At 46.1% G+C, this 17,541-nt stretch carries 12 protein-coding genes; 7 read left to right on the top strand and 5 right to left on the bottom strand.

The window, feature by feature from the left end; translation table 11 throughout:
- The first annotated feature begins 167 nt into the window (after nucleotides 1-167).
- The 3 genes from KGF70_RS09300 to KGF70_RS09290 are packed head-to-tail and all read left to right on the top strand — an operon-like array spanning nucleotide 168 to nucleotide 4,317.
- On the top strand, nucleotides 168-2,009 hold the full coding sequence (locus KGF70_RS09300; protein WP_216768522.1) for a PTS beta-glucoside transporter subunit IIBCA: 1,842 nt from the start codon (nucleotides 168-170) through the stop codon (nucleotides 2,007-2,009).
- A 3-nt stretch (nucleotides 2,010-2,012) separates the two neighbouring features.
- Nucleotides 2,013-3,464: a glycoside hydrolase family 1 protein gene (locus KGF70_RS09295; protein ID WP_216768521.1), complete on the top strand. Its 1,452-nt coding sequence runs from the start codon at nucleotides 2,013-2,015 to the stop codon at nucleotides 3,462-3,464.
- Nucleotides 3,465-3,483: 19 nt separating this feature from the next.
- Nucleotides 3,484-4,317, top strand: coding sequence for a PRD domain-containing protein (locus tag KGF70_RS09290; RefSeq protein ID WP_216768520.1), 834 nt, complete (start codon nucleotides 3,484-3,486; stop codon nucleotides 4,315-4,317).
- A 168-nt stretch (nucleotides 4,318-4,485) separates the two neighbouring features.
- Here KGF70_RS09290 and KGF70_RS09285 read toward each other — a convergent pair whose 3' ends face one another.
- A complete protein-coding gene (locus KGF70_RS09285) occupies nucleotides 4,486-5,769 on the bottom strand; it encodes a DUF805 domain-containing protein (RefSeq protein WP_216768519.1) in 1,284 nt (427 codons plus the stop codon).
- Nucleotides 5,770-6,248: 479 nt separating this feature from the next.
- On the opposite strand from KGF70_RS09285, the gene KGF70_RS09280 reads away from it, so the two are divergent.
- A complete protein-coding gene (locus KGF70_RS09280; protein WP_225083036.1) occupies nucleotides 6,249-6,470 on the top strand; it encodes a hypothetical protein in 222 nt (73 codons plus the stop codon).
- 181 nt (nucleotides 6,471-6,651) lie between these two features.
- On the opposite strand, the gene KGF70_RS09275 is transcribed toward KGF70_RS09280, so the two are convergent.
- The 4 genes from KGF70_RS09275 to KGF70_RS09260 all read right to left on the bottom strand — a co-directional run bounded on the left by KGF70_RS09275 (nucleotide 6,652) and on the right by KGF70_RS09260 (nucleotide 13,646).
- Nucleotides 6,652-7,119, bottom strand: a complete 468-nt coding sequence (locus KGF70_RS09275; protein WP_216768518.1) for a hypothetical protein — start codon at nucleotides 7,117-7,119, stop codon at nucleotides 6,652-6,654.
- 172 nt (nucleotides 7,120-7,291) lie between these two features.
- Nucleotides 7,292-7,759 carry a DNA starvation/stationary phase protection protein gene (locus KGF70_RS09270; RefSeq protein ID WP_050339800.1) on the bottom strand — a complete coding sequence of 156 codons (468 nt, stop codon included), beginning with the start codon at nucleotides 7,757-7,759 and terminating at the stop codon, nucleotides 7,292-7,294.
- A 287-nt stretch (nucleotides 7,760-8,046) separates the two neighbouring features.
- The gene (locus KGF70_RS09265) at nucleotides 8,047-11,769 is read right to left on the bottom strand and encodes a MucBP domain-containing protein (RefSeq protein WP_216768517.1); all 3,723 of its coding nucleotides are present in this window, start codon (nucleotides 11,767-11,769) and stop codon (nucleotides 8,047-8,049) included.
- 395 nt (nucleotides 11,770-12,164) lie between these two features.
- Nucleotides 12,165-13,646 (bottom strand): FAD-dependent oxidoreductase, encoded by a 1,482-nt coding sequence (locus KGF70_RS09260; protein WP_216768516.1) that lies wholly within the window; start codon nucleotides 13,644-13,646, stop codon nucleotides 12,165-12,167.
- A gap of 170 nt (nucleotides 13,647-13,816) precedes the next feature.
- Between KGF70_RS09260 and KGF70_RS09255 the strand changes: the two genes are divergently transcribed.
- The 3 genes from KGF70_RS09255 to KGF70_RS09245 all read left to right on the top strand — a co-directional run bounded on the left by KGF70_RS09255 (nucleotide 13,817) and on the right by KGF70_RS09245 (nucleotide 17,491).
- Entirely contained in the window at nucleotides 13,817-14,716 is a 900-nt protein-coding gene (locus tag KGF70_RS09255; RefSeq protein ID WP_216768515.1) for a LysR family transcriptional regulator, read from the top strand.
- 101 nt (nucleotides 14,717-14,817) lie between these two features.
- Entirely contained in the window at nucleotides 14,818-15,642 is an 825-nt protein-coding gene (gene nudC / locus KGF70_RS09250; protein WP_021337227.1) for an NAD(+) diphosphatase, read from the top strand.
- 250 nt (nucleotides 15,643-15,892) lie between these two features.
- The gene (locus KGF70_RS09245) at nucleotides 15,893-17,491 is read left to right on the top strand and encodes a sodium:proton antiporter (protein ID WP_216768514.1); all 1,599 of its coding nucleotides are present in this window, start codon (nucleotides 15,893-15,895) and stop codon (nucleotides 17,489-17,491) included.
- The last annotated feature ends 50 nt before the right edge of the window (nucleotides 17,492-17,541 follow it).

Here is a 17,541-nt window from a genome sequence, read left to right as displayed (position 1 = left end):
AAATGAAAATTAAAAAAGCTTGACAATCAAGGGTGAAAAGGCTTACATTAAGACTTGTACATAATATCAATAGACATGTAACTGGTAATGCAGGCAGGATCTAAAAAGTGACGGGCATAGTCCGACAACTTTTGGATCCTGTTTTTTTGTCATAAGGAGTGATTAATATGGATTTTCAAGCTAGTGCAAAAGCAATTGTTGAAGGTGTTGGTGGTGTTGAAAACATCAATTCACTAATTCATTGTTCAACAAGGTTGCGGTTTACTTTGAATGATTTTGATCGTGCGGACCTAGAACAGCTCAAAACAGTTGATGGTGTTTTAGGCGCAGTTATCGCAGGTGGACAATGCCAAGTGATTATTGGTAATGATGTTGTTGAAATGTTTGATGCCGTTCAAGTATTATTAGGAAATACTGACAATAGTACCGCGAAAGGCCCTAAGCAATCGCGGGGAAAAGTGATTCTTGATTTTATCATTGGCGTTTTTCAGCCACTAGTACCAGCGATTGCTGGGGGCGGTATTCTAAAGGCCGTGCTGATGCTGATTGCGATGTTTGGCTGGATTAGTGAAAAAAGCCCTACATATCAAATTTTAAGCTTGGTCGGCGGGGCACCATTATACTTATTGCCGATTTTAGTTGCCATAACAACAGCCCAGAAGCTAAAAGTGAATCCGTTGGTTGCAGTGTCCACAGTTGGCGTGTTGATTTTACCTGATTTGGTCACTATGCTAACGAAAGGGACCACACTATTTGGCTTACATGTTACGAATGTGACATATAGTTCACAGGTTTTTCCCGCTATTTTGTGCGTGTTATTTTACGCCTTGATGGAAAAACTATTTACTAAGTATTCACCTAAACCTATTCGAATTTTCTTTGTTCCAATGATGGCAATGCTGATTACAGCACCAATTACGCTACTATTCCTTGGACCATTGGGGTATGTTGTCGGTGAAGCGTTTGTGAGTGTTATCCTTTTCTTGAATTCTCATCTGGGATGGGCTGCGACAGCGCTACTTGCTGGTGCTTTGCCGTTTATGGTTGCAACCGGGATGCATAAACCGATGATTCCATACGTTGTTTCGACTTTCAGCACGGTTGGTAAGGAATCACTGTACTTACCTGCTTCACTGGCACATAATATTTCAGAAAGCGGGACCTGTTTTGCAATTGCGCTTCGTACCAAGGATGCAAAATTACGTGCAGTCGCTATTTCAGCAGGAATTTCAGCTTTATTTGGCATTACTGAACCCGCACTCTATGGGGTCACTTTACAGCACAAACGAGCCATGATTAGTGTTGTTACCGGCGGTGTGATTGGTGGCGCGTATGTCGGTATTGTTGGTTTGTCAGGATTTACGATTGTAGGTCCCGGATTAGCTAGTTTACCAATGTTCGTGGATAAGAATAATCCGGCTAATTTAATCCATGCCTTAATCGGATTTGGAATTTCGTTTGTCGTGTCGTTTGTGGTTAGCCTACTTATTTGGAAAAATGAGACGCAAGCTAGTTCTAACGAGACTGACATTGATACGACGACAGTAGCTGCCGAGGATTTGAGAGCACCAGTAGCTGGTAAGGTTATGCCATTATCGGCCGTACCCGATGACGTTTTCTCACAAGGTTTGCTTGGGCAAGGAATTGCTGTTGAGCCTCGTGAAGGTCGATTGATTGCACCAACTAATGGAACCATTGAGATGGTTTATGAAACCAAACATGCATTAGGGATGAAAACGGATAATGGCGCTGAAATTCTCTTTCACATTGGACTCGATACCGTTCAATTAAACGGACAATATTTTGAATCTCATGTAAAGGTCGGGCAACGAGTACACACGGGTGACCTGCTTGAAACGTTTGATGTTGAAAAGATTAAAGCTGCCGGGTATAACCCGATTACGATGATGGTTGTGACTAACCAGGAGAGTTATACCATTGCGGTCGATGAAAATAGTTCCACAGTGGCTGATCAGTCTGTCATGAATATTGCTAAGTTAGGAGTTTAAACAATGGGTTTACGAAAAGATTTTTTGTGGGGTGGCGCAATTGCTGCCAATCAAGTAGAGGGTGCATGGAACGTTGATGGGAAAGGGTTGTCGGTTGCAGATGTTGCCAGCTATAAACCCAATATTGATGTTAAAGATTATCGCAAACAAGTTGGTGTAACACAAGCTGACATTAATGAAGCAATTGAGAGTACCGATGTTGAGAAGTATCCCAAACGTCGTGGAATTGATTTTTATCATCGTTATTCAGAGGATTTGACATTGTTTCATGAAATGGGCTTCAAAACATTGCGGCTATCAATTGCGTGGACTCGAATCTTTCCGACTGGAGAAGAGATAGAACCGAACCAAGCAGGGTTGGCTTACTATAAGGCACTCTTCGCTAAAATGCATGAGTTAAATATTGAACCGATCGTGACACTATCCCATTATGAGATGCCGCTAGCGTTAGCGACCAAGTATAACGGATGGGCAGATCGGCGGGTAATTCACTTATTCGAGCGGTTCTGTAAGGCTTGCTTTAATGCTTTCAAAACGGATGTTAAATATTGGCTGACTTTTAACGAGATTGATAGTGTGACACGCCATCCGTTTACGTCGGCTGGAATTATCCCAGATCAGACTGAAAATTTGCTTCAGACGGAGTATCAGGCATTCCATCATCAATTTGTTGCTTCCGCATTAGTGACGAAGGCGTGTCATGAAATTATTCCTGGAAGCCAAGTGGGATGTATGTTAACTAAACTGACGGATTATCCTAATTCTTCAGATCCACGTGATGTACTGGCTTCTTTCAATAAAAACACGATGAACTATTTTCCAGCAGATGTTCAGGTGTTCGGTGAATATCCACCTTTAGTCCTGAAGTACTTTAAAGAACAACATATTAATATTGAAATGACGCCAGCTGATTTGACGATTCTGAAAGAGAATCCGGTTGATTTTGTTACCTTCAGTTATTATATGTCGATGGTCTCATCTTATGATGAAAACAATTTGACATTGACCACTGGAAACACCATAGTAGGTGGTAAAAATCCGCATTTGCCCGTTACTGAATGGGGGTGGACGGTTGACCCAGTGGGGTTGCGTATCTCACTATTGCAATTATATGATCGGTATCGTAAGCCACTGATGATTGTTGAAAATGGGATGGGAGCCAAAGATGTGTTAACACCCGAACATCAGGTACATGACGATTACCGAATTAAATATTTCCGCGCACACTTCGAAGAAATGATCAAAGCAGTTGACGCGGGAGTTGATCTACTAGGATATACCAGTTGGGCCCCAATTGACCTGGTTAGTGCCTCGACTTCTCAGATGTCAAAACGCTATGGCTTTATTTATGTTGATGAGGATGACTTGGGCCATGGAACATTAAATCGGTACCGTAAAGATTCTTTTAAATGGTATCAAAAAGTTATTCGAACGAATGGTGCAGACTTAAATTAACCAAGATGGGGGTGATTAGATGCTGCGAATTAAGAAAGTGCTTAACTCTAGTGTTGTGTTGGCTATTGATGAACATTCTCAAGAATTTATTCTACTGGGTAAGGGAATTGGCTATGGTAAGAAGGCAGGAACCGTGATAGGAGATTCTGATTTTAACCAAGTCTTTGTAACATCACCTAATCCCAGTGTTGAACAATTACTCACGACAGTAGCGTCAACGTCACCCCAATTAATTGAACTGACTCAGACGATTGTGAACCGTGCAACTGAGCAATTGCAAACCAAGTTAAGTGACTCGTTATATGTTGCATTGCTAGATCATTTGAAGTTTGCGTTGGAACGCGATGCCAAAGGAATCGAAATTACCAATCGCGTTTATTGGGAAATTAAAACGTATTACAGCCATGAATTTGAGATTGGCAATGTTGCAGTAAGGCTAGTCAATCAAACATTTAATACTGATTTTTCTGAACAGGAAGCCGCTAATATTGCGTCACACATTATTAATGCGGAAAATGGAAATGATGAACGCAAGGACGCTTTAAAGGCTGGTCAACTAATTAGCCGGATTATTAGTATTATTAAATACCAAGCAGGCGTGACAATTAATGAACATCAAATGAATTATCAGCGGTGTGTCGTTCACGTGAAGTTTCTAGTAGAGCGCGCAATCGCGGGTGAATTGTTTGATGATGCCGATCCTGCGATGGTTGCGTTGGTGGCAAACCAGAATCCGCGTGCATTTACAATTGCACAGAAAGTGGCCGCTTACTTGAATATGAAATTTAAAGTACCTTTGCCTAATGAAGAGATTATGTTGATGGCGATGCAAATTCAACGTGTGATAACGTAAGGCATTGCGACTAACGAAAAGGTAGTTTGACCGTGCTTTATCAATAGAGCAAAAAAATCCCCCGAGTCGAATTTCCAACTCAGGGGATTTTTAACGCTCTCAGCACCAACACAATGCCAGCAAATTACAACTCACATCGCAATCCGCAACGCATCTAGGTACTAAAAATTAATTCAAATTAAGTGTTGCATCGTAGGTCTTAAAGTCGTTGTCATCATCGTAATCATCCGTATCGTAGCTGGCGTCCCATTTGAGGCGGATGCTGGTAATGTCTTTGACACTGGATAATTTTGATAATTCAAAGTATAAATTACCGTCAGTATCCGTGCCGCTGTTTAAGTCGCCATCGAAGTCGTCACTATCCATGTCAGCGTCGACCTGTTGGCCATCGTTGGTGCTGAGCTTGGCCTGGGTTGGGTAGGCTGAAATGTCGCGACCAGCGTGGATACTCATGTGAACTTTAACAACACCGTTAAAGTCACGTTTGTCGCTGCCGCTACCGATGGTGTAAGCCCCGTCAGTTTTATAAACTGTAACTTTATCGATTTTGAAGGTAGAACCCGTCCAACTACTATCGCTGTATGAAGTGTTATAAGTTTTTTGATCAGAAATATCAATGTCGTCATCGCCAACGGTAATACTGTCAGTGTCAGAACTTGAATCTGATTCCGAATCAGTGTCTGAATCGGTGTCCGTACTATCACTATCACTGTCGTCGTAACTGTCACTATCCGTATAGCTGTCGTCAGAATCACTCGTCGAATCAGAATTGGACGTCGTTGTCAGCGCGGAATCCATGGCATTGTCACGTGCGACGATATTTACTGAACCGGCGTACAGGAGTGTGAATAAGACGAGCAGACACCAAGTCCACCATTTGTGCGTCCATGGCTTGGGCTGACTAGCAAAACGATCGAACCGTTCACCAGCTGGTTTTGACCGTTGGCACATGAAAACGATGATCAAGATTGGTCCGACGATTGGAATCAGTGAGAACCATAAGTAATGTGCCGAACGATTGGAGTCGTGCAGCCGCCGAGCACCTGCAGTGAACTGCATCACTGAAATCCAGCACATGAGCGCTGAATAGATGAGTAGCAGAACCGCTTGAAGCACATTCACGTGCGCCGCAAATGCCGGAAAACTATAGACTTTGAGGCCAAGCGTGAACGTCAAAATCAAGGCGATGATCACTAAATCCAAGTAGAGCCACCAATATTGTGGGCGGGTGATGCGCTGCGACCAAGTAAAGGTTTGTTTCATTCCCAGCTTGAGTGCTGTCCACATGTTGTCGTGTTCCGGTGGCGTCGGCTGCTTGCCGGTTGTCGTGTTCCCATCAGTTTGCGTTTCAGCGGTTGCGGCCGTCTTTTGATCCGCACCACAGAATGAGCAGAACGTTGCGTTTGCGGGAATTTCCTTCCCACAATTAATACAGAACTTTGTTTCGTTCATCGGTGTTCCTCCTAGAATTGACACATCGGGCGAAATAATATGAATAAAATTGATACTCGAAAATTATTAAAATTATGAAAGATTTACCGAGCAAAACCAATCATAGCATAACAGACTATAATTTTTAACAAAAAATTCATATTTTCTTCTTATTTTTGTCAAACAGTCATATACGAAACGATGACCGGGTTAAAACAATGTGGTGAGGCCGTGGATCTGGTAGCAATCAAGACCCAATTGCCGTCTTGACAACTTTATTTAAATGAACTTGCGAGTTGACCTCACGTTAGTTAGGCATCATAAGAAAGACGCTGGGCCTTGATGGCAGCAAATTATTATCGTCAAAAGTGAAGTTAAGGCCCTAGTTGTCGGCGCTGATGGTATAATTGAAGCAACAAATAAAAGTTGACACTCAAGTCATACGGTAAATTAAAATAATCATAAAAATGATGCGGACTGTCGACGAGGGGGAAACCATAATGAAGACCAGTATGCTGTTACAACTGCTGTTCAGTTTGCTTTTCATTGGTTTGGGCTGTTATCAATTAATTGCGTCTCGGCGCTATTTTCGGCAGGTGAAGTTACATGGTAATGCCGAAACATCACCGTTCGCAGCGATGGGCGTTTGGACAAGTTTCGTGATGGGAATTATTTTTATTATCGTGGGGATCGTGGCTGGCTTTGGACTAGCCATTAATTGAATTTAATATTAAGTACGACAAAAAAGGATCGGTAATTTGCAAATTATCGATCCTTTTTAAATTGTGGTGTCGTGCGACTGATCTGACAGACCGCGAGTCTGAATACACTTGAGCGCCGTTTTCAGATGAAAAGCGGAACAATCAAGCGAGTCGATACTGGAGAGCTACTGGCAATGACGGATTACCAGCCACCATTTTGGGGTTGCAGGTCATCCGTGAGCAGGCTGGAAAGCCTTAGCAGACTGGCATCATCAGGCTTTGTTTTCTTAGCATTCAACTCGTGGTCACGAATGGTCTTGCTTAGAATTTTGGCAACGGTGCGATTCATGTTTTGGATGACGACAAACGGCTTAGCTTTCGTCCGGTACTGCTCAAAAAGTTGTCTATCCAGTGACCATTGAAGCCATAACTGTTCCAACATAGCCCAAAAATCAGCTCCTACTTGCGCCTGATCAGTGGAACTCTTGATGACGACGTGTAACGAGCAGCCATCATTGTTAAAAACGATAAATTTATTTTTTTGAATTGTTGATATATGCCACGAAAATAGGGGATTAACGACCGCGGTCTGGGCCGCCGTTTCGGGATCGGATACTTTTGGAAAATTTTTAAATAGTGATTTGGCTTTGGTTGCGATATCTAAATACAATTCGAATTCCTCCTGATAGATGGAATGTTTAGTACCATCACAGCATTTTAAGGACGCTATTAGGAAAATTAGCTGAATCAACAATTAAGTCCGGGCTAAATAAACAACGTGCACCGCGAATCATATCGCAGTGCACGTTGTCAGTCTTAGCTAAAATTTTGAACGAGTAGGTCTATTCGTCGATTTTTGGTGCTGACCCAAGCTCAGCCTGAATCATCCAAATCTTCTTTTCAATCGCGGTTTTGAGACCAATGAAAATATCTTGGGTACTGAAGTCCTTTTCAACGTCCGACACTTCAATGCCGTGCTGGTAAAGGTCTTCCAAGTAACGATAGCCATCAACTAAGTGTGCCAGCCGTTCTGGCGTCGTCTTATCCCAAGTGCCAGGCCAATCTTTGATCTTAGTGTTATCGGCCATTTCTTTAAGGGTGGAGTAAGGGTTGCCGTCCAATGCAATCAGACGTTCAGAAATGACATCGAGCTGACTGTCGATTTCTTCCATAAATTCATCCATCAGTGGGTGCAACTTCAAAAAGTTAGGCCCGCGCATGTACCAGTGCGTTTGGTGAATAATCATCGACATCTGACTTAAATCGGCGACAAGTTGATTCAATACTTCTTTGGTTTTCGCATATTTCATTATTTTGATCTCCTTTCGTATAGGTTTATTATAGCTGAACTAATTGTTAATCGAAAACATTATACACTGGTAAAATGGTTTATTTGCGGTTTAGATCAGCGTGTGATTGAAGGGGGAAAATGAGTTTGAGTCAGTAATCTCGAATACATCACACAACGGGGCAAACGAATGAGCGTCAGTGCGGCTGTCATCTTAGTAAATTTGATTGGATGAGTCCGATATTCCAATCGCAACTAAAAACGGCCACTACATTGAGTGGTCGTTTTGATTTCTAATCAGTAATAAATTTATTCCCGTTTCTTAAACTTAGCAGCGAGACCTAACCAACCTAAACCGGTGAACAGTGCGGCAAGTAAGCCAGCAAGCGTTGCGGTATGTTCAGTCTGCTCGCTAGTTTGTGGCAACTGGCCAGCTTTCTGAGCAGCGGCTGTCGCAGGGGATTCGGCTGCTCCTGGCTGCGCGAGTGCGTTGGCTGGTACGATTGGCGCTGACGCTGAGTGGGTCGTGGTTGCTGATTGCGGCGCGCTAGTCCCTTGTGCAACAGGGGCGCTTGACGACGAACTGCCTGGCTGTGGTGTCAAATTAGGAAGTGGCATCGGTACTGGTAATGGCGCTGGCCCTGGTTGCGGTGTCGGTCCTGGTTGTGGCACCGGTCCTGGCAGCGGGGCCGGACTCGGTTGAGGTGCTGGCTCTGGCTGTGGCGTTGGATTTGGCTGCGGTTCCGGTTCTGGTTGCGGCGTCGGTTCCGGCTGTGGCCCTGGTTCTGGACTTGGCGCGGGTGTTTCTGGGACACTTGGCTCCGGCGTGTAAACGTAGATCACGTGCTGGGCGGTCGTTCCAAAGGTACCAGTCGTGGAACCCATAACTTTGCTGAAGATGTAGCCGGGAATCGTTAGTTGCTCTGTTTGATAGTTTTGACCAAATGCTCCGGACAAAACGACATCGGCGTGGAGCGACTTGCCATCAGCGTCTTGATAACTAACCGTGACAGGATGGACGGCCAATTCCTTGTAAACATAAACGACAGTCTGCGGTTCCTTAGTGAAGACGCCGGAAGCATTGCCGTTAGTTTTGACCAGCTCATAGCCCGGAATCTCGAGTGCTTCGGTCTGATAAGCCGCGCCAATTTCGCCAGTATGGGTGACGTCCGGTTTCAACGTCTGCCCATTTTCATCCTGATAACTAGCGGTAACTGGCTGTGGAATCTGCTTGGCATAAACATAAACGACAGTCTGCGGTTCCTTAGTGAAGACGCCGGAAGCATTGCCGTTAGTCTTAACTAAGTCATACCCTGGAATCTCGAGTGCTTCGGTCTGATAAGCCGCACCAATTTCGCCAGTGTGGGTGACGTCGGGTTTCAGCGTCTGCCCATTTTCATCCTGGTAACTAGCAGTAACGGGTCGTGGAATCTGCTTAGTATAAATGTAAACGACGGTCTGCGGTTCCTTAGTGAAGGCGCCAGACGCATTGCCGGTAGTTTTAACTAAGTCATACCCCGGAATCTCGAGTGCTTCGGTCTGATAAGCCGCACCAATTTCGCCAGTGTGGGTGACGTCCGGTTTCAACGTCTGCCCATTTTCATCCTGGTAACTAGCAGTAACGGGCTGTGGAATCTGCTTGGTATAAACGTAGACCACGTGTTGCGGTTCGCCGCTAAAGGTCCCGGTCGCATTGGTCGGTGTTTTGGTGAGGTCGTAGCCAGCAATTTCTAGTGGCTGCGTCGCGTATGGATCGCCCGCAAAACCGTTACAAGTTGTGTCGGGCTTCAACGTTTGGCCCTGTTCGTCTTGGTAACTGACGGTGACCGGGGCACCAGCCGTCTTTTCATAGACATAAGTGACGGCTTGTGGTTCAGCGCTGAATGTCCCTTGAGGTGCGCCCTGGGTATCCACGTGCGTGTAGTTGGTGATTTCAGCTGGCGTACTTTGATAATCTTCGCCGACCAGGCCCGTCAATTGCTCTGCGTCTCGTAAGCTGGCACCGCTACGATCCACATGCTGGATGGTGACGGGGGCCGCTTTGGCTGCGAGAACGTACGGCTGAAAGACGTGGAACACAGGCGTGCTGCCCTCCATACCTTGCGCGACGAGGTAGAAATTTTTCTCATTTGGGACCACGTTGAGCGTGACACCATTCGTCGCGAATTGACCGTTGGCGTCGCCGGTAAAACCAGGAATCTGTGGGACCAGCTGATTAAACGTTAGGCCGCCTTGTTCAGCGGGCACCACGTTGCTGAGGTCACCACTGACAGCCTTATCCGCACCGTTGAAGTAAAAACGGTAGTAGAAGCCGCCATCATTCGGCGCAAACCGTACGGGACTCAGAATTGCCGCTTGTGATTTCAGTGCCGCCTGTTGCCCATTCGGTAAGTAAAAATGGTTTTGCAAAGTTGCGCTGGCAGTGTTTTGGTCGACGTAGCGTAGTGGTTCCAAAATCGTTTGGCCGCCATAGGTCGTTCGCGTTAGATTTGGAAGATCTTTGAAAACGGACAGATCCGCAATGTTGTTATAGGCAACTTCCAATTCCTTAAGGTTAGTCAGATGAGCAATCGGCGATAAGTCGCTGACGCGGTTATGTTGAATGTTCAGCGATGTTAATTTGGTCAACCCGCTCAACGGCGAAAGGTCGGTGACGTCGCCGTTATAGTAACCACCAGGCGCATTAAGGCCGCTGTTTAGCCAAATTGACGTCAAATTGGTGGCGTATTGCAAGCCTTCCAATGAGTAGGCCGTGTGCCCATCAATATACGTATCTTTGCCATGAAACGTGGTTAATAATTGCATATCAGCCTGAGTAATATCATTAACGGAATTAAACTGATGGTCGGGGAGCTTGAGTGCTTGTAATTCACTTAAAACGGCCAATTGAAGGCGTTTGTTAGGCATCCATGTGTCGATACTTTCAGTTGGTGCGGCCGTAGAAGTCGGGTTCGTGCTGGCGGCACTGGTTGCGGCAGTTTCGGAGCTGGCCGCCGCTGAAGCAGCTTCAGCACTCGCTTCCGACGCATCTTCAGAATAGGTGCTAGCCGCGATGCTGTTAACGGCACTAGTGATTTGAAAGGCGCTGGTCACTGCCGGCGCTGCCGATGATCCGGGAACGCTAGTTGAGCCAGTCGCACTAGTCGCGCCCGTTGAACTAGGTGTGCTAGTTGAGTAGGCTCCTCCGGTCGAACCAGCAGCGCTAGTCATCCCAGTTGAACCAGCAACAGTCGAACCGGCAGCTGAGCTAGGTGCACCAGCACTTTCGGCACTTGCTGCACTAGCTACTTCGGAAACGGCGCTGGTCGCGATACTGTTGACGGCGCTAGTGATTAAGTTAGGCGCAGCGGTACTACCGGTACTTGGTGTTGCAGCCGCGGATGGTGCAAGGACTGAGCTAGCGGCGTTACTTTCAGCGGCAGACGTACCGTTACTTTTGAGTGTTGTACTTGTACTGCTAGCCGGACTACTGGTCGTACTAAGTGGTGCCAGGCTAGTTGGTGCTTCGGCGCTCGTGCCGGTCTTGCCACTGGCCCCAGAACTGGTGGCAGCGGATGCAATCGAACTGGCTGGCACACCGCTACTAGTCGGCGTGCCGACATTGTTAGACGTCGGTGCTGTGGAATTAGTCGCCATCGAAGTGACCGGACTTGCGGCTGGCTGAGGTGTTTCCGTACTATTTGCCGCGCCGGAAGAAGCACTTGTCGGCGTTTTTGAACTAGCACTTAGCTGGCTTGTACTTGCCGCAAGACTGGCAGGCACAGTCGATGCCGGTGATACCGTTGGCTGTGTTTCGGTCGTTGTTTTTGCGCCACTAGTTGCCGGGTTCGTCGGTGTTAGAACGGCTTGGTTACTCGCTAGTGGACTAGCACTACCGACTTGTTGGGTTGCCGGGGCCGTCGATGTTGGGGTATCAGTGGCGGCGAATGCTTGTTGGTTCGTTAAAATAAGGCTTGCCAGCAACGTGGCGGCAATGCCCGTGACGAGATGCCATTTTGGCGGGTTCGCCATGATAATCTTCTGCTTATTCAAAATAATGACACTCCTTTTTGATGATAAGAATTCAATTCGGCTAAATTGTAGCACCGCTCAGAACAATGGTCTATCTGTTGATAAACATGGAAAAAATGGGTTTGAGCTTGAGTGATCATGCAAAATTGACGGGCAATATATGGATAAAACAGGGATTTTGTAGGCGGTTTCATCAGCCGGCACATTGCGTTAGTTGTCATGCACCTTAAGAAGTGTTAGTCAGTGCGATGAAAGTAATTGGTTTTTAAAGGCCATAATGATTGTAATGACTTGGTTTGCAAACCTGACTAAGTGGGAAATAAATACGGTTAGCAACCAGTTTGCCAGTTACATGAGAAGACAAATAAAGACGTGCTTTTGAACAGCACGTCTTGTGATGGCACGTTTTAAATTTATTAGTCAGTTACAGCTACATCGTTGTTCAGATAAGTGACGGCATTACGACCCGAGTTTCGACCGGAGTAAAAGGCATAGCCGACACAGGTTCCTGGCATGTTCGGGCCATAAGTATCACCCGTGAGACCCGCAGCATCGTTTCCGGCGGCGTATAGCCCTGGAATCGGCGTTCCTTCAGTGTCGAGCACTTCGTTGGCCGTTGTTACTTTTAGGCCACCCATCGTGCAAAATGCACCGACGTTCAATTCGAAACCGTAAAATGGCCCTTGGTCAACCTTGACTAGGTAGGCGGGATCCTTCCCGAATTCTTTATCTTGGCCGTTATCGCAATATTGATTGTAAGTTTGAATGGATTGAGTGACTTGGTCAACCGGTAAGTGCATTTTGGCCGCTAATTCTTCGATGGTCTTCGCTTTGAAAATGAAGGGCTTATTTGCCGCAACGGCAGCATCGATTTCAGCTTGTAACTTGGTCATCTTTTCGCCCCGACGAACGTAGACGCCCAGCCCCATGAAGTTTCCGTCACGAGCCATCCGGTCAATAACACCTTGGTCAAGAATGCTAAAGACCTGGTTTTGTGTATACAGGGCATTTCCAGCGTATGAAAAATTATAAACGACGGCTTCATCGACGAAACGTTCACCATGTTCGTTTAGCCATAGTAGGGGTTGCTGACCAGCGGCAGTTTCCATTTGCGAAGCCATGTACTTAAACGAAGGTTCGCTCGGGTCTTTTAAATAGCCGCCGAATAACATGGCCATGCCCGTACCGTATTGTTGTGCACCAGCCTGCCAAGCAAGTCGTAAGCCATCACCAGTCCCTTTGCCAGAACTAACTGGAATTAAGCGGCTCGTGTCATAGTGAGTCAAGTTTTGCATCATCTCGGGGTTGTTCAAATAACCACCGGTCGCCAGAATGACGGCATGCGACTCGACAAGTTGAGTCTCCTTGGTGGCCGCGTTTTGAATCGTGACACCGGTGATCGTCCCGTTATCAGCTTGGTGCAAGTCGATGGCGGTGGTTGAGTTCAGTAATTCGACGCCCAGTGCCAAGGCTTTGGGTTGCAAGGCATCATGTAAAACAGCCTGGCCCATGCCTTTATAGATATGCCAAGTTGCTTCACCAGCGCCCATCGTCTGAACGCCTTCGTATTCGACACCCTGGTCCTTCAGCCATTGCACCGTGTCAGCACTATCGTCTAGATATTGGCGCCAAATGCGTGAATCAGCGCGATATTTGGAATAGTCGACTTCTTCCTTCAAGACCTCAGTAGCCGAAACGTGAATGTGTTGCGCTTGCTGTAAATATGAGTCAACCGCAAATAATCCCTCAGTGTAGTTACTACTACCGCCAGTATGCCGACCTTTTTCAAGTAGTAGGACGGTCGCGCCATGTTGTGCCGCTTCCAGAGCAGCAGCGGTTCCAGCAGCACCAGTACCCACAACGACAATGTCATATGAAGTCCGTTTTGTTAACGTCATATCAATTCCTCCAGACAGATTTTGTATTGATTAGCCATTTGACGGTCGAATTCACCATTACTATAATGAAGTAACCGCTAACACACCCTCATCATAACGGGTGCTTAGCTGTAAACAAACGGACAATTTAGTTCGTCAGGCGAACAAAGTGTTCGGATGGAGTTGACAATATGGATTTTGACCGCTTACAGACTTTTTTACGCGTCGTACAATATGGTAGCTTTCAGCAAGTCGCCGCCCGTGAATATCGGTCTCAACGTGCGGTGTCTAAGCAGATGACGCAACTTGAACATGAATTACAGGTCACCTTATTTCAAAGAGGTCATAATCGCATTAGCTTGACCCCTCAAGGGCGGTTGTTTTGGGCTTCAGCACAGGATATTGTGAATAACTATACGGCGGCGTTGACGGAGCTACGCGAGTTTGATGCGCCTACCAAACGACTCCTGCGAGTTGGCTACTTTTCAGCTTTTGAACAACCACTGTTACTGCGGGCGTTATACGCACTAAAAAAGCGGTGGCCCGACAGCCAATTTGTTGTGCGACAGGGGAGTAATGAACACCTAACGCAGCAAGTATTGGATGGCTCGCTCGATTTGACGTTGTCGATTAGCTATGGTCGACCAGCTGTCGCAGCGGCAACCAAACTACAGGCAGTATCGATTTATCATAATCAAATGGTGATGGGGGTCAGCCGCTTGAATCCCTTGAGCAAGTTAGAAGAGCTACCACAACAGGCATTAACGACGCTGCCCATTTTGTATTACAGTCCAGAAAGTTCGACGTTTTTGTTAGAAAGCTTCTTGGCCAGCGCACCTTTTATCCAAGATTACGAGCAAATTCGCCGGGTTACGAGCGCTGAACAAATGCATCTGTTGGTGGCACTCAATCAGGCGGTGGCATTTTATCCCGCGGGACTCATCTCGGCTAAACATGATGAACAAGTCGCCTATCTGCCGATTGAAGGGGACAACCTGCAGGATTACGATATTGTTGCCTTGACTCAACCGGGACAGCAGCCACCACTGCTGAAGGCATTGATGCAGCAGTTCTCTCAGACGAAGCTTTAAGAACGTTTACAAAGACGAATTCCTGTAAAACCCCACCGATTTCGTTATAATAAAACCATTGTTTTAAAATTAATGATTTTATATAGGAAAGTGGGCCCAACATGTTTCAAGATATTCAACCGCACGTTTTAAAAAATCAAAATGAGCAGCAACGTTCACCGCGTCCTGGCGATTACATCTTAATTGGCCGCCAGCAGCAAGTCTTACTACAAGATGGCACGCTACCTAAGTATGAAGCAGTAGCGCAGGATTGGCAGTTTGATGCGGACCAGTATCAGTACTTGCTGGCAGTCGACGAAGCCGCTTTTTTCTGGGTGGATGTGACCGCAACGGCAACCGATCAGTATACCGTGGGTTCGACGAAACAGTTCCGCGATTTAAAACCAGCTTGGTTGGCATTTAGTAGCGCGACTGCCGCTCACTTGGCCTGGTGGTATGATACGAATCGTTTCTGTGGGCACTGTGGGCAACCGCTGCATCCTGGGAGCGCGGAACGGTCACTAGTTTGCGCCGCGTGTGGTCAGACGATCTATCCCACGATTATGCCAGCGATTATCGTCGGTGTCACGAACGGGGACAAATTACTGATGACGAAGTTCCTGTCCGGCTACAATTATTATTCGCTGATCTCTGGCTATAACGAGATTGGTGAGACCTTTGAAGACACGGTTCGGCGCGAGGTCTTTGAAGAAGTTGGGTTGGAAGTTCACAACTTGCGTTACTTTGGGAGTCAACCGTGGGCGCCATCGCATTCCTTATTAGCGGGGTACTTTGCGGATTTGAACGAAAACGTGGCGATTGACTTGGAAACTGACGAATTGGCTAAGGCCCAGTGGTTCCAACGTGATCAGATTCCGCACAACGACCAAAATACGAGTTTGACGTGGACGATGATTGAAGCGTTCCGGCATCATCAGGAAAAGTAAGCCTGTGATTGGATAAAAGCATAACATAATTAGAAATTTGATATTAGCGCGTTAAGTCATGGGCGGCTTGACGCGCTAATTTTTTGGATTTAGTTTGGCGGGTATTTGTTCCAACAATAATAATCGGCTGGTGGCTGTCGAATCAATGTAAGCCGTGTGAGTTGTAGGGGTTGCTTTTACTTTACATGCCAAATTAAAGCGGCAATAATCAATGTTAGTTATTTTAATAAAAAAAGGGGTGAGGACAAAAATGACACTACTTATTTCAACTAGCATATTGGTGGTTGCGGCGATGGTCAGTATTGTGATCAACCGTCGCTGGTTACCACGACTTTCAGTGAATTATGTCAGTATGCTAGTTGGTGCCGTGATTGCCGTAATTCCGCTATTAAACGGCCTGGTAGAACGGTTCAATTCGGAGATTTTTATTGGACTGATTGTCGCACCACTACTGTATTTTGAAGGCCAAAATACGCGGCTCAACTTAGTGGGACGGCATGCTCGGGAAATTCTAAGCTTGACCGTCGGGATGGTTGTGCTCTGTGCAGTTGTGGCCGGAATTGGGACTCAACTTTTCGCTGGCGTCGGATTGCCATTAGCTTTTATTCTGGCTGCAATCAGTACACCAACCGATGCAACGGCGACCGAATCGGTAACGATGGGCCGAGAATTGCCGCGTCCACAACAAACGAGCCTGAAGTTGGAATCATTATTCAACGATGCGTCAGGCATTATTTTGCTCAACATGGCAACGTTGTGGTATATCAATGGTTATATTAATTATTATCAGACGTTATGGGATTTTATTTATTCTGCGGGGGGCGGGTTGCTTTTCGGCGGAATAGTTAGCAGTTTGATTGTCTATATTCGGCAGTCAATGCTACGTTCCAAGTTGAACTTTATTAATAACACGTATAATAACGGAACGCCACTTAAAATCATCTTTTTAATGACACCGTTTGTTTTATATTTTGGGGCGGAGGCTTTGGGCGTTTCTGGCATTATCGCGGTTGTGTCCGCCGGGCTGGTTCACAATGCTGAGGGCGAGCGAAGTTCACTGGCTAATCCGCAGCTTGCTAGTGATCTGCACCAATTAATTGGATTGCTAAGTGATATTTTAAATAGCGTTGTCTTTATTGTGCTGGGAATTATGTTGCTCAGAACGTTGTTAGACCGCTCAGTTACTTATAATGGTTCACTGATTTGGGTAGGTATTGGGGTTGTCTTATACGTCGCCAATTTATTGGCCCGCTACGCTTATGTTCGATTGGTTCAACGGATTGGTAATCGTGAAGCTTGGATATTTGCGCTAGGTGGCATTCACGGTGCGGTGACGTTTGCATTAGCCTTTACTGTTGCCGAAACTCAGGTCAGGACGGCTGATTTTAACTTGGTATTAATGTCTGAAAGCTTATTGATCATTCTTAGTTTAATCGTTCCGACAGTCATCTTTCGCTGGTTGTTGCCTAAAGTACGGATTGATATGGATGATGCGGCTCGAATGGCGGTAATTCGAGAACAAATGATTGAGGCAGGTATTCATGAATTATGGCAAATGCCGATTTCGCAAGAATTTAAAGAGGCCATCACATTTGATTTACGTTCGCAAAACGGTCATACGACGCTCCGACAGTTTCTTTCAGAATGGCGGCGGATGGTTCAGCATCCTGATTATACAGCTGATCAGATGCGTGAACTAATGGCTATTTATCGCCATGTCTTTCAGGCGGAACGGAATTATGTGGAACAACAATATAACGCGACGGCCGGGCTCAGTGAGGATTCATTCAACCAACTGTACCGTGAAATCACGATGGCCGAGATGGTTGTCTTAGAATACGGGGCATAGGCAACCTGGTTTATGATAAATTTTGTGCAAGACGCTCAAGTCATTCATGG

This window comes from Lactiplantibacillus sp. 7.2.4 (assembly GCF_018991185.1).
GTDB lineage: Bacteria > Bacillota > Bacilli > Lactobacillales > Lactobacillaceae > Lactiplantibacillus > Lactiplantibacillus pentosus.
Note: the sequence above shows the minus strand (reverse complement) of the source record. Positions and strands in the feature narration are given on the sequence as shown.

Bases quoted from the DNA above. Each gene is read 5' to 3' on its own strand.
- KGF70_RS09300 (WP_216768522.1), top strand. From the start codon at position 168: ATGGATTTTCAAGCTAGTGCAAAAGCAATTGTTGAAGGTGTTGGTGGT.
- KGF70_RS09295 (WP_216768521.1), top strand. From the start codon at position 2,013: ATGGGTTTACGAAAAGATTTTTTGTGGGGTGGCGCAATTGCTGCCAAT.
- KGF70_RS09290 (WP_216768520.1), top strand. From the start codon at position 3,484: ATGCTGCGAATTAAGAAAGTGCTTAACTCTAGTGTTGTGTTGGCTATT.
- KGF70_RS09285 (WP_216768519.1), bottom strand. From the start codon at position 5,769: ATGAACGAAACAAAGTTCTGTATTAATTGTGGGAAGGAAATTCCCGCA.
- KGF70_RS09280 (WP_225083036.1), top strand. From the start codon at position 6,249: ATGAAGACCAGTATGCTGTTACAACTGCTGTTCAGTTTGCTTTTCATT.
- KGF70_RS09270 (WP_050339800.1), bottom strand. From the start codon at position 7,759: ATGAAATATGCGAAAACCAAAGAAGTATTGAATCAACTTGTCGCCGAT.
- KGF70_RS09260 (WP_216768516.1), bottom strand. From the start codon at position 13,646: ATGACGTTAACAAAACGGACTTCATATGACATTGTCGTTGTGGGTACT.
- KGF70_RS09255 (WP_216768515.1), top strand. From the start codon at position 13,817: ATGGATTTTGACCGCTTACAGACTTTTTTACGCGTCGTACAATATGGT.
- nudC (WP_021337227.1), top strand. From the start codon at position 14,818: ATGTTTCAAGATATTCAACCGCACGTTTTAAAAAATCAAAATGAGCAG.
- KGF70_RS09245 (WP_216768514.1), top strand. From the start codon at position 15,893: ATGACACTACTTATTTCAACTAGCATATTGGTGGTTGCGGCGATGGTC.